The sequence below is a fragment of the Pantoea sp. 18059 genome (assembly GCF_902706165.1).
Classification (GTDB): Bacteria; Pseudomonadota; Gammaproteobacteria; order Enterobacterales; family Enterobacteriaceae; genus Pantoea; species Pantoea agglomerans.
Window position 1 is genome coordinate 1 of record NZ_CACSJS010000012.1, and the last position, 12,455, is coordinate 12,455.

Here is a 12,455-nt window from a genome sequence, read left to right on the forward strand (position 1 = left end):
CGGGCAGGGGCAGGCAATCCGCAGCGCTGAACAGAATGAGTCTGCCAGGAGAGCCCGCAGGACGCGGGCGAAAGGCGGGGCGGCACAGGATGTGCCATCCCCGGCGGTCCGTCAGGCAGGCGAATGAAGTGAAGGAACCGCGAAGCGGCGCGAGGACCGCCAGCCCCTGCCCGGCACCAGACTGCGTTATCACCTGTCGCTTAACTGGCTGGCATTAACGCTAAGCGGCCCTTTTTTTGGCAAATATCGTCTGTCAGGATGATTCTGCCGGTGGCTGATTAACGCTGGGCTTCGCCGCCCAACGCTTCTACCAGATTGCTGGTCAGTGCGGCCAGTTCGCTGGTCATCAGAATAAAGTCCGCATCAAAGCGCTGTGCAAAATCTTCGCGGTCAATATCGTCGTTCTGGTCGCGCAGGGTGTCGCTGAACTTCAGACGCTTCACTGAACCATCATCGGCCAGCACGAACTGAATGCGCTCCTGCCAGTCGAGCGCCAGTTTGGTTACCAGCTTACCCGCTTCGATGTGGTTGGCGATCTCATCGCACACCAGATCCTGTTTCTTGCAGCGGATAACGCCGCCATCTTCCAGCAGCGCTTTCAGCTCCGCTTCATCCATCAGGGCGAATCCGGCAGGCAGCTCGCCTGAACGTACCCATTCTGTCAGGGTCAGTTCAATCGGGCTTTCCAGCGTCAGCGGCACCACCGGCAGTGAGCCCAGGCTTTTACGCAGCAGCGCCAGGGTATCTTCCGCTTTTTTAGCGCTGGCACAGTCAACCATAATCAGGTTGTTGACCGTGTCGATCCACAGGTAGGTCTGGCTGAAACGGCTGAAGGCACGCGGCAGCAGGCTGTGAAGCACTTCATCTTTCAGCGAATCTTTTTCGGTCTTCCTGAGCTTGCGGCTCTGCTCAGATTCCAGCTTGTCGATTTTCGCTTCCAGCGCCTGTTTCACCACCGGCGAGGGCAGGATTTTCTCTTCTTTGCGGGCGCAAATCACAATCTGGCCTTTGTTTTCATGGGTCAGCGCATCGCTGCGGTTGCCCATCGGCGAGACCCAGCCGGTCTTGCTCATATCCTGACTGCCACACGGTGAAAACGTGAAGGCGTCGAGCTGCTTTTCCATCTCATCTGCGGACAGCGGAATGTCACGATTCAGACGATAAACCATCATATTTTTAAACCACAACATCGGGATTCCTTACCGTGGCGCGATCGGGCGCACAAGTCTGCGAGAGTCAGCGCGCATGATAGCGAAACATCGGAGTGGTTTCATTGCCTTTCCGGCAGACGCCTTTTACTGTATCTCTCACCTGAACGAATAACGAGGACGTAATCTTGCGCATAGGCATAGATCTGGGTGGCACCAAGACAGAAGTGATCGCATTGTCGGATAAGGGAGAGGAACTGTTCCGCCACCGGGTGAATACCCCGCGTGATGACTATCAGGCAACGGTGCAGGCGATTGTCGATCTGGTCACGCTGGCGGAGCAGAAAACCGGCGCAACCGGCACGGTCGGCCTCGGTATTCCCGGCACGCTTTCGCCCTACAGTAAGCGGGTAAAAAATGCCAACTCCACCTGGCTCAACGGTCAGCCGCTGGATAAAGATCTGGCGCAGGCGCTGAACCGGGAAGTGCGTATCGCCAACGACGCCAACTGCTTGGCGGTGTCGGAAGCGATCGACGGTGCCGGTGCCGGACAGTCGCTGGTGTTTGCCGTGATCATCGGCACCGGATCGGGCGCCGGTGTGGCGATCAACGGTGAGTCGCGTATCGGGGGTAACGGCAATGCCGGTGAGTGGGGCCACAATCCGCTGCCGTGGATGGATGAGGATGAGCTGCGCTACCGTCAGGAAGTGCCCTGTTATTGCGGTCAGCAGGGCTGCATAGAGACCTTTGTTTCAGGCACCGGTTTTGGTATCGACTATCAGCGGCTGAGCGGCGTGCATCGCAAAGGTGCGGAGATCGTCTCGCTGCTGGCGCAGCAGGATCCGATCGCCGAACTGGCGATGAGCCGCTATGAGCTGCGGCTGGCAAAATCGCTGGCGCAGGTAGTGAACCTGATCGATCCCGATGTGATTGTACTGGGCGGTGGGATGAGCAATGTGGATCGTCTCTATCAGACCGTGCCGGTGCTGATGAAGAAGTGGGTATTTGGCGGGGAGTGTGAAACGCCGGTGCTGAAGGCGCAGCATGGCGACTCCAGCGGCGTACGCGGTGCGGCGTGGCTCTGGCCGCTTAACGGCTGAGTTACCCGAGCATCCGCTGACGATTCAGCGCCGGAGAGACCCGGCGCTGAATCGTTAACCCACGGCACTCACCCGCGCCGCTTTTATTCGCCGACCAGCATACTGTCCTGCGGCGCCCGATCGCGCTGCGCTTTGGTGGCGAGGAAGTAGAGATAGCCTGCCAGCATGATGGCGAAAAACAGCGCGCCTATCACCGGATTAAACCACAGCATCGCCAGCAGACAGACCACCGACAGCAGCAGGGCGATGCCCGGAACAATCGGATAGCCCGGCGCGCGGAAACTGCGGACCATCTCCGGCGCGCTGCGGCGCAGTTTAAACAGGCTCAGCATACTCATGATGTACATCACAATCGCGCCAAATACCGCCATGGTGATCATCGCCGCCGTCAGCGTCATCCCCTGCAGATTAATCACACCATCGCTGTAAATTGCCGCGATACCCAGCACGCCGCCGAGAATAATCGCCCGATGCGGGGTCTGGAAACGCGAAAGTTTGGCCAGAGAAGGCGGCAGATAGCCCGCGCGTGCCAGGGCAAAAAACTGCCGCGAATAGCCGAGGATGATGCCGTGGAAGCTGGCAATCAGGCCAAACAGTCCAATCCACACCAGCATATGCATCCAGTTAGAGTGTTCGCCGACAATCATTTTCATCGCCTGCGGCAGCGGATCGTTAATGTCGGCGAGTTTGCGCCAGTCGCCCGCGCCGCCCGCCATCAGCATCACACCTATCGCCAGCACCACCAGCGTCAGAATTCCGCTGATGTAGGCGCGGGGAATGGTCCGGGTCGGATCTTTCGCCTCTTCGGCCGCCATCGCCGCGCCTTCAATGGCCAGGAAAAACCAGATGGCAAAAGGAATGGCGGCGAAAATGCCGGAGAAGGCGGGCAGTCCGAAGCTGTCACTGCCTGCCCAGCCGTGCGCGGCGAAGTTCGCCAGGCTGAAGCCGGGTGAAACCACACCCATAAACACCAGCAGTTCAATCACCGCCAGCACCGTCACAACCAGTTCGAACATCGCGGCCAGTTTTACGCCGAGAATATTCAGCGTCATAAACAGCAGGTAAGCCCCGACCGCCGCAGTCTTCGGGTTCAGTTCGGGATACTGCACGTTGAGATAAGCCCCAATCGCCATGGCAATCGCCGGTGGCGCAAAGACAAACTCAATCAGCGTCGCCAGACCGGCAATCAGTCCGCCGGTTTCGCCAAAGGCGCGGCGACTATAGGCAAATGGCCCGCCTGCATGGGGGATCGCGGTGGTCAGTTCGGTGAAGCTAAAAATAAAGCAGGTATAGAGTGTGGCGATCAATGCGGTGGTGACCAGAAATCCCAGCGTGCCCGCCACGGCCCAGCCGTAACTCCAGCCAAAATATTCGCCTGAAATGACCAGGCCAACCGCTATCCCCCACAGATGCAGGGTGCCCAGAGTGGGCTTGAGTCTGTTTGTCATACTGTTATCCCCGTCGTTGTTGGCTTCGCGCGGCGTTACACCGCCATTACGCTACAGTAAGGGGATAATGCCGTTGCATTACTCGCCACGACTTGACGCGGGCGCAGTGACTTCTGTCCTCCACGGTCAACTCACAGGCAACAACCGGGCCAGCTGCACGCTGCGGTCAACTTTGTCTCTTCCGGAGTCAAGCAGCTCACCTTCTGGCAACGCATGCTGAGATAACGCAAGTGACAAGGAGCCGGACTGATGAGCGCTAAACAATATGACAACCTGACTGATTCCCAACTCACCCTGATGGCGCAGCAGGCGCTGGCCTGTTATCCCGCCGCGCTGCAGGGCCAGCTCAGCCTGCTGTGCCGCTCAGAGAACGCCACGTTTCTGCTGCAGGCGGCAGGCCGGCGTTATGCGCTGCGGCTGCATCGCGGCGATTATCATCAAAAAGCCGACATCGTCAGCGAACTGCTGTGGCTCAATGCGCTGCGCGAAACCGGCATTATGGTGCCGGAAGCGGTGCCGGACAAAGAGGGCGAAACCGCGCTGACGCTGCGGCTGCCGGAGGGCGGTGAACGCTACGTGGTGCTGTTTCACTGGATCGACGGAGAGATGCCGACCACCGACGTCGATCCTCGCGCCTTTCAGCAGCTCGGCCAGATCACCGCGCGGCTGCATCAGCACAGTAAACAGTGGCAGCCGCCTGCGGGTTTCCAGCGCATCATCTGGGATCACCACACCATGACCAGCGCAGAGAGTCACTGGGGACGCTGGCAGGATGCGCCGAATCTGAATCCTGCCGATCACGGCGTGGTAGAGCAGGCTATAAGCCAGGTCGGCGCGGCGATGACGCAGTTCGGTAAAGGATCGGATCGCTATGGCCTGATCCACGCCGATCTGCGGCTGACCAATCTGCTGCTGCACAAGGGCGAAACGCGGGTGATCGATTTCGATGACTGCGGGCTCGGCTGGTATCTGCACGATCTGGCGGCGGCGATCAGTTTTGTTGAGCATCATCCGCGCGCGCCAGAGTGGATCGATCACTGGATCCGCGGCTATGAGCAGGTGGCGCATATCAGCGATGCGGAGATGGCCATGCTGCCCGCGCTGTTGATCCAGCGTCGTATCCAGCTCACCGCGTGGGTGGGATCACATGCCGAAACCGAAATGGCGCGCAGCCTGGGATCGGCGTGGGCCAGCCACTCGGTCCGCCTCTGCCGCCGCTATCTGGAAGGTGAGCAGCTGCCGGTCGGCGTCTGATGCACCAGCGGCGGGCGTCGCTGCGCCGCCGCAGTGCCCTGCGCGTAGCCCGCGCGCCGCCCGGACAGCCCGCAGGCGGCGCGTCGGGCATCAGGGACCTGGTATGGAAATTGCTCGGATAGGAGTAACGGGTGATCCACCTGAATTCTGACTGAGGCGACCATGAATCCGACACTGATAAAGCCCGATGCGTTTGCGGCCTGCTCGGCAGCGGCGGGGGCAGGCAATCACGGCGTGCTGGCAGCGGCGGCGACCGGCTTAGGCGACTTTATTCATACCCAGGGCGGCGATGTTGATCGTATCTTCGGCATCAGCGGCATCGATCCGGAGCGCCTGGCCAGTCCGACGCTCAGCCTGGGGCTGGTTAACTACTGTCGGGTGCTGGAAGAGGCGGCGCGTCACTCCGGTTTTGATAACTTCGGTTTGCACTACGGCAGGCAGTTTAAACCGCAGTCATTAGGCCTGATCGGCTACATCGGTTTGTGCTCCGCCACGCTGGAACAGGCGCTGCATAATGTGGTCAACGCGTTTCCCTGGCATCAGCACGACACCTTAACCCGGCTGGTGGATAAGGGAGAGTGCTGGCGGCTGGATTATCAGGTGCGACATGGCGCGATCCTGTCGCGCCGACAGGATGCAGAGCTGACGCTGGGGATGTTTATGAATCTGATCCGCCACGTGGCAGGCAGACACTGGGCACCGCGCGAAGTCCACTTTGAACATCCGCGTCCCGGCCAGTGGCACGATCACTGCAAAGTGTTTGATGCGCCGGTCTGGTTCGATCAGCCGTTTAACTCACTGGTGATCCCCAAGCGCGATCTGCTGCGCGCCATGCCGGAGAGCGATCCGATCCTGTTAATGGTGATGCAGGATGCGATCCGGCGGCTTAACCGTGTGACGTCGCAGCAGAGCATGATTGAGCAGGCGCGTTCGCAGGTTAATTTATCGCTGATGCAGGGTGAGCCGGTGCTGGAAGAGGTGGCGGATAAGCTCGGACTGTCGAGCTGGTCACTGCAGCGGCGGCTACGCGAAGAGGGCAGCAGCTTTACCGCGCTGGTCGATCAGGTGCGCTGCGAAATGGCGACACACTATCTGCAGCAGAAGCAGCTGCCCATCTCTGAGATGGCGCTGCTGCTGGGCTACTCGGAAGTCAGCGCGTTTTCACGCGCCTTTCGCCGCTGGTTTGGCATCAGTCCGCGCCAGTGGCGTCAGGAAGGTCTGGCCAGCTAACCGCGCGGCGCAAAGCCGAACCACGCCGGTTGTCCAGGCTCCGGCGGCGGCGGCAGATCGCGGGTCTGCGCGACCAGTTGCCAGGCGCGCAGGCAGAGCGCTTCATCACCCTGCGTCTGGGTCACCGCATAATGTCTGCTGTGTGGTTGCCACTCCATCCGTACCAGACATTGCTGACCGGCGTAACGCGCCGCATCGCTGAACTGCCGGTTCAGTACTGGCTGCATTTGATTAGTCCAGTGACAGGATTGGCTGTCAGGATCTTTCGACGGCTGACAGAGGTTTGCCACGCTATCCCGTTGCTTTGTCACAGGTTGCTGACAGGCGCTGAGCGAAATTGCAATAATCACCCCCGGCAACATTCTCATCGTTATATTAATTAAATTCATTTAACTGGCCAACTTTCCTTAAAGATCTTCCGGTCTGCTGCCGACAGTCTACAGACCGGCATCATGAATGCTATGGCATTACTCCGACTGTCGTCAGAACCAGAATTTACCGCCCTGGCGCCCGCTATCCCTGCGGCAGTTCCAGCTGGCTGTAACCCAGCCCATTCATCTTGCGTACTTTAATCTGTACCGGAATGCGCTCCTTCATCGCTTCCACATGGCTGATCACCCCAATGGTTTTGCCGCTGGCGTTGAGTGCATCGAGTGCGTCCAGCGCGGTGTCGAGCGTCTGCGCATCCAGCGTGCCGAACCCCTCATCCAGAAACAGCGATTCGATGCGCGTTTTGTGGCTGACCAGATCCGACAACGCCAGCGCCAGCGCCAGACTCACCAGGAAGCTCTCGCCACCCGACAGCGTGCGGGTATCGCGCGCCGCATCGGCTTGCCAGGTATCGACCACATCCAGCTCCAGCAGATCCTGCGCCCGTCGCTGCAGCAGATAGCGGCCATGCAGCCGATCGAGCTGACGGTTAGCCAGGGCCACCAGGTGATCCAGCGTTAAGCCCTGGGCGAAGCGCCGGAATTTATCGCCGCTGGCGGAGCCAATCAGATCGTTGAGCAGGCTCCACTGCGCCAGCGTCACACCATCCTGTTCAATCTGCGTCATCAGGCTCTGCTGGCGCACACGAAGGCTGGCATCGCTCTGTAGCTGCTGCTGAATCTGACCCTGCTGGCTGGCGTTGTCGCGCAGTGCCAGCCGTAACTGCTCCAGCTGCTGCGCCAGCGCCTCGGCGGATTCCGGTATCGCAGCGGGTTTCGCCTGCTGATGGAGACTGAGCCGCTGACGCAGATCTGCCAGTCGCGCCTGCTGCTGCTGGCATTGCTGATCGAGCTGCTGCAACTGCTGACGCAGTTGCAATGCGGTCTGCTCATCCAGCAGCGCCGCGCGCAGGCTGGCTTCATCCGCGAATCCGGCGCTCTCCAGTGCCTGCTGCAGCGCGCTTTCCGCCTCTGCCAGTTTGCTATTGAGCGTCTGCCGCTGATTTTCCAGTCCCGAAAGCTCACCCTGCAGGCGACTGACCTCGGCCTGCGCCTGTTGCAGGGCCGTGAGCTGCTGTGCCAGTTGTTCATCAGCCTGCTGAACGCGGGCCTGTATCTGCTGACGGGCGTGGGTGACCTCGCGGTCGCCAAACAGCGCCTGACGGGCACGGCGCATCTCGCTGAGCTGCGTCTGGCGCTGGTTTTGCTGCTGCTGACGAGTGGTGAGCTGCTGCTGCTCCAGTTCTGCCTGCTGTTGCAGGGCAGTGAGCTGGGTTTCCCCCTTTAACAGCTGCGGTTGCAGGTTAGCGAGCAACCGCTCACTTTCCTGCCAGCGCTCCCAGCGCCGCTGCTGTTCTGTCAGCCATGCATCGCGATGGGCGGCGTCGGGCAGGGCAAGGTTGTGTGCACTGAACTGCTGCTCCAGACGACTCTGCAATTGCGCCATGGCCTGCTGGTCCTGCTGCTGACGCTGTTGCAGCGCATCCAGCGCCTGTTGCAGGCTGGACAGCGACTGCTGCGCCAGCTGTTCTGCCTGCAAATGCTGCTGCCAGGCCTGTGACTGCTGAAGATGGTAATCCTTTGCGGCCTGACGCGCCTGTTCGGCGGCTTCCTGCGCCTGTCGCTGTTGCTCAAGCTGGCTTTCACGTTCGCTTTGCTGCTGCTCCCACGCGGTTAAGGCATCCCGATCGGCGAGCGGGAAGGTAAGTGCCAGCTCACCGCTCAGCGCCTGCCATTGCTGCTCAAGCCGATCGAGCTGTTGCTGCATCTCCGCGATCTCATCGCGCAGGGTCTGCTGCTGCACGGCTGACTGTTTCAGCTGTTCGCTTTTTGCCGTGCCCGCTTCGCGCAATGCCTCGGTTTGTTGTTGCAGTGCAGCCCGGCGCTGCTGGTTAGCACTTACTTCCAGCGTGCTGTAGGCCTCAACGGCGGGATGCGTGCAGGAGCCGCACAGCGGACAGGGCTGATCGGCGGCGAGCCGGGCGCGGTAATCGCTGAGATCGACAATCTGCTGCTCCAGCGCGCAGATTTTTTCGACATCATCCAGCTGCTGTTTTTCGCGTTTCCACGTCTCGCGCAGGGCCTGGAGTTCCGCTTCACTCTGCTGATGCGCTTTTGCGAGCGCGATAAGCCGCTGCTGGCGCTGGCCCAGCTGCTGGTGCAGCGGCTGCCACTGGGTTGAAAGCAGCAGCAGTTGCTGACGAGCCGGACGGCTGTTCTGCAACTGGCTTAATGCCTGACGCAGTGCGGCAGGCGGATGCTGTTCCTGTAGCGAAGTTAGTACTTGCTCCGCCTGCGAGAGCGCCTGGCGGGCCTGTTGCTCCGCCTGCTGGCGCGGGAGCGCCTGTTCTGCCTGCTGCTGCTGTTCCGCCTGCTGGGCAGCGATCTGTCGCTGCTGCTGCTCGCGCTGTTGCGCCAGTCCGGCCAGGGTCGCTTCACGCTGCGCCAGCAGGGCAAAGTTCTCCTGCCACACCGGCAGCGAAGCGCCCCATTGGGCGAGATCGGCAAGCTGCTGGCGTAACTGATGCTGTTCGGCAATCGCCTGCTGCCATGTCTCAACCTGGCGCTTCTGCTCTGCCAGGCTGGCCTGTGTCTGATCAGCATGCTGCTGCTGTCGGGCATTTTCCTGCTGCTGCTCTGCAAGCTGCTGCTGCAGTGCGCTGATCCGCTGATCCAGCGGCAGAACCTGTTCTGTCAGCAGACTTTCCTGCTGCTGCTGTTCCTGCAGCGCCTGCTGGCGGGCACTTTGGGTCGTCGCGTAGTGCTGCTGATGCTGCTGCTGTTGGGTCTGCGCCTGCTGCTGCGCCGCCGTGAGTTGCTGACAGCGACTCACGACCTGCTGCTGTTCGGTGCGTAACGCGTCGCGCTGCTGCAGTTTTACCCGCAGCTTTTCAGCTGGTTCGCTGCGTGCCAGCCGCTGACGATCGGCCTCTGCCGCCTGGGATGCAGCCTGGGCCTGCTGCAGCGCGATGTCAGCCTGCGCATTTTCCTGCTGTAACTGCTGCGCCTGCTGTTGCCACTGCTGCTGTTGCTGCGCCTGCTGATAGTGCGCGCTGAGCTGCTGTTCCGCATCGGTCAGATCGGTGAGCTGCTGTTGCAGCGCGGCGCGTGCGTCGCTATCCAGCAGCGCCATCGCTCCCGCCTGGCTGCGCAGCAGATCCAGCTGGGTTTTTGCCTCTTTGTGGCGCTCGTAGATGGCGGCGGAAATCAGACCGTAAATTTCGGTGCCGGTCAGCTCCTCAAGCAGTTCCGCGCGCTCACTGGCTTTGGCGTTGAGAAAGGCGGCGAACTGGCCCTGTGACAGCATCATCGAGCGGGTAAACCTTTCGAAATCGAGCCCGGAGAGGGTTTCGATCAGCTTCAGCTTGTCACCGACTTTATCGGCAACAATAGTGTTGTCAGCGCAGCGTGCCAGCTCAACGCGCGGCGCCTGAAGTTTGCCGTCAGCAGTGCCGCGCGCGCGGTTCTGGCTCCAGAAGGCGCGCCAGGCTTCTCCTTTGATCTCAAACTCCACCTCGGCCAGACATTCGGCACAGTCGCGGGTCATCAGCGCATTCTGGCTCTGTGAAATCGCGCCCAGGCGCGGAGTCTGGTGATAGAGCGCCAGGCAGATGGCGTCCAGCAGGGTGGTTTTACCGGCGCCGGTGGCACCGGTAATGGCGAACAGGCCGTTGCTGGCGAAAGGTTCGGCGCGGAAGTCGATGAACCATTCACCGCGAAGGGCATTGAGGTTTTTGAACCGTAGCGTGAGGATCTTCATTGGGTCTCTTCCATGGCGGCCAGCGTCTGGCGGAACAGGGTGGTCATCTCGGCGATTTGCTCTGGTTGCAGCTCCTCATCCAGCGCCAGCCGGCGGGCAAAGACCTCCTCCACCTTCAGCTCACTCAGGGTTTCGTTGTCGAGCCGCGCCAGGCTCTGTTGCCGCTGTTCACGGCTGCGGCGGAGCAACAGGACTTCGACCGGCAGCGTGGCGGTCAGGGTTTCTACCTGACGCTGCAGATCGCTGAGGTACTCCTGGGTGGTGACTTCGATGTCGAGCCAGGTCGGCTTCTCCTGCTCTGCCGTGCTGAAGGCATTTAACTGCTCTGCAATCTGCGCCAGCGATCCTTTCAGCACCTGCATCGGCTGCGCCTGTGGCACCAACAGCGGCGTGACCGATTGCAGGCCGCTGGTGGTGAGTTCCAGCAGGAAGACGCTTTTTTCTGTGCCCAGCTCGTCAAAGCTCAGCGGAATCGGTGAGCCGCTGTAGCGGATATGCTCGCTGCCCGCGACGCGCTGAGCGCGATGAATATGCCCCAGTGCGATATAGTCAGCCGCGGGAAACGCGCTGGCCGGGAAGGCATCCAGCGTCCCGATATAGATGTCGCGCACCGAATCGCTCTGGCTGACGCCGACGGTGGTGAGATGGCCGGTGGCGATAATCGGCAGTGCATGGCCCAGCGCCTGGGCGGCGGTGAATCGCTGCTGATAGTGGTGGGCGATCGCTTCCAGCAGCGAGGTCTGCTTGTCGCGTCCCGACTGACCCGCCCGGCTGCGCAGGATATCGCGCGGCCGCAGATAGGGAATCGCACACAGCAGCGCGCCCGGCTCGCCCTGGCGGGTGTTGAGCAGCAGCACATCATCCTTCTCCTGCGGGGTGGCGATCACCCGGGTATTGAGACAGGCGAGCAGCTCACGCGACTCATTCAGCGTGGCAACGGAATCGTGGTTGCCCGCCAGCACAATCAGCTGACAGCCGCTGGGCTGCAGCGCCACCACAAAGCGGTTGAACATTTCGCGGGCGTAGCTGGGCGGTGTACCGGTATCAAACAGATCGCCTGCGATGATCAACGCATCCACCTGATGCTGTTCAATCTGGATCAACAGCCAGTCGAGAAATGCCTGATGTTCGGCTGCCCGACTTTTGTTGTAGAAGAACTGCCCCAGATGCCAGTCCGCAGTATGAATGATGCGCATGATGAGTCCCTGCCGTTGTGATTCGCCCGGCGATTATACTGGCTCTGCGGCCAAAGCAAAAAATTGTCGCTGCGCTGTCATAAATGATTACCAGTGAGGTTACAGGCAGGTTATGTTTTTCATAAAAGTGTCACAAATCTGACGCATAATGGCGCCGCGAATCTCAGTGACATCCGTCATAATCAGCAGGAGTAATAATGGCTAAGCGCATTTTGGTTGTGGAGGATGAAGCCCCCATCCGTGAAATGTTGTGTTTTGTTCTGGAGCAGAACGACTATCAGCCAATCGAGGCGGAAGATTATGACAGCGCCGTTGGCAAGCTGATTGAACCCTGGCCCGATCTGATTTTGCTGGACTGGATGTTACCCGGTGGCAGCGGTATTCAGTTTATCAAACATCTGAAACGCGAGGCGATGACACGCGATATCCCGGTGATGATGCTCACCGCGCGCGGCGAAGAGGAGGATCGGGTGCGCGGCCTGGAAGTGGGTGCCGATGATTACATTACCAAACCCTTTTCACCTAAAGAGCTGATGGCGAGGATCAAAGCGGTGATGCGCCGTATTTCGCCGATGGCCGTGGAAGAGGTGATTGAGATGCAGGGGCTGAGTCTGGATCCCTCCTCACATCGCGTGATGTCCGAAACCACGCCGCTGGAGATGGGTCCGACAGAATATAAGCTGCTGCACTTCTTTATGACCCACCCGGAACGCGTTTACAGCCGCGAACAGCTGCTGAACCACGTCTGGGGCACCAATGTGTATGTGGAAGATCGCACTGTCGATGTTCACATCCGTCGTTTACGTAAAGCGCTGGAAGTGTCCGGCCACGATCGCATGGTACAAACCGTTCGCGGAACAGGGTATCGTTTCTCTGCCCGCTACTAAACGG

The 12,455-nt window shown here is 60.2% G+C and carries 9 protein-coding genes; 4 read left to right on the forward strand and 5 right to left on the reverse strand.

Annotated elements, in window-relative coordinates:
- Positions 1-278: 278 nt before the first annotated feature.
- Positions 279-1,190: a recombination-associated protein RdgC gene (rdgC, locus tag GVJ63_RS21105; RefSeq protein ID WP_159227326.1), complete on the reverse strand. Its 912-nt coding sequence runs from the start codon at positions 1,188-1,190 to the stop codon at positions 279-281.
- A 146-nt stretch (positions 1,191-1,336) separates the two neighbouring features.
- On the opposite strand from rdgC, the gene mak reads away from it, so the two are divergent.
- A complete protein-coding gene (gene mak, locus GVJ63_RS21110) occupies positions 1,337-2,248 on the forward strand; it encodes a fructokinase (protein ID WP_033766617.1) in 912 nt (303 codons plus the stop codon).
- Positions 2,249-2,331: 83 nt separating this feature from the next.
- Here mak and eat read toward each other — a convergent pair whose 3' ends face one another.
- On the reverse strand, positions 2,332-3,696 hold the full coding sequence (gene eat / locus GVJ63_RS21115; protein WP_010671181.1) for an ethanolamine permease: 1,365 nt from the start codon (positions 3,694-3,696) through the stop codon (positions 2,332-2,334).
- A 249-nt stretch (positions 3,697-3,945) separates the two neighbouring features.
- On the opposite strand from eat, the gene GVJ63_RS21120 reads away from it, so the two are divergent.
- Together GVJ63_RS21120 and GVJ63_RS21125 are read left to right on the forward strand one after the other, a co-directional pair.
- Complete coding sequence (locus GVJ63_RS21120; protein WP_159227327.1) at positions 3,946-4,950, forward strand: phosphotransferase enzyme family protein; 1,005 nt, start codon at positions 3,946-3,948, stop codon at positions 4,948-4,950.
- Between the two features lie 162 nt (positions 4,951-5,112).
- Entirely contained in the window at positions 5,113-6,180 is a 1,068-nt protein-coding gene (locus tag GVJ63_RS21125; RefSeq protein WP_010671183.1) for an AraC family transcriptional regulator, read from the forward strand.
- Here GVJ63_RS21125 and GVJ63_RS22435 read toward each other — a convergent pair.
- From GVJ63_RS22435 to sbcD, 3 genes are all read right to left on the reverse strand, one after another.
- Positions 6,177-6,407, reverse strand: a complete 231-nt coding sequence (locus tag GVJ63_RS22435; protein WP_010255303.1) for a cell envelope integrity TolA C-terminal domain-containing protein — start codon at positions 6,405-6,407, stop codon at positions 6,177-6,179. The genes GVJ63_RS21125 and GVJ63_RS22435 overlap by 4 nt on opposite strands.
- A gap of 286 nt (positions 6,408-6,693) precedes the next feature.
- The gene (locus GVJ63_RS21135) at positions 6,694-10,368 is read right to left on the reverse strand and encodes an AAA family ATPase (RefSeq protein WP_159227328.1); all 3,675 of its coding nucleotides are present in this window, start codon (positions 10,366-10,368) and stop codon (positions 6,694-6,696) included.
- The gene (gene sbcD / locus GVJ63_RS21140) at positions 10,365-11,564 is read right to left on the reverse strand and encodes an exonuclease subunit SbcD (RefSeq protein ID WP_159227329.1); all 1,200 of its coding nucleotides are present in this window, start codon (positions 11,562-11,564) and stop codon (positions 10,365-10,367) included. Before sbcD ends, GVJ63_RS21135 begins: the two co-directional genes overlap by 4 nt.
- A 197-nt stretch (positions 11,565-11,761) precedes the next feature.
- Between sbcD and phoB the strand changes: the two genes are divergently transcribed.
- Positions 11,762-12,451 (forward strand): phosphate response regulator transcription factor PhoB, encoded by a 690-nt coding sequence (gene phoB / locus GVJ63_RS21145; protein WP_003852491.1) that lies wholly within the window; start codon positions 11,762-11,764, stop codon positions 12,449-12,451.
- Positions 12,452-12,455: the final 4 nt, after the last annotated feature.

Excerpts from the sequence above, each read along its gene's own strand:
- GVJ63_RS21120 (WP_159227327.1), top strand. The coding sequence starts at position 3,946 with ATGAGCGCTAAACAATATGACAACCTGACTGATTCCCAACTCACCCTG.
- phoB (WP_003852491.1), top strand. The coding sequence starts at position 11,762 with ATGGCTAAGCGCATTTTGGTTGTGGAGGATGAAGCCCCCATCCGTGAA.
- eat (WP_010671181.1), bottom strand. The coding sequence starts at position 3,696 with ATGACAAACAGACTCAAGCCCACTCTGGGCACCCTGCATCTGTGGGGG.
- GVJ63_RS21135 (WP_159227328.1), bottom strand. The coding sequence starts at position 10,368 with ATGAAGATCCTCACGCTACGGTTCAAAAACCTCAATGCCCTTCGCGGT.
- sbcD (WP_159227329.1), bottom strand. The coding sequence starts at position 11,564 with ATGCGCATCATTCATACTGCGGACTGGCATCTGGGGCAGTTCTTCTAC.
- GVJ63_RS21125 (WP_010671183.1), top strand. The coding sequence starts at position 5,113 with ATGAATCCGACACTGATAAAGCCCGATGCGTTTGCGGCCTGCTCGGCA.
- rdgC (WP_159227326.1), bottom strand. The coding sequence starts at position 1,190 with ATGTTGTGGTTTAAAAATATGATGGTTTATCGTCTGAATCGTGACATT.
- GVJ63_RS22435 (WP_010255303.1), bottom strand. The coding sequence starts at position 6,407 with ATGCAGCCAGTACTGAACCGGCAGTTCAGCGATGCGGCGCGTTACGCC.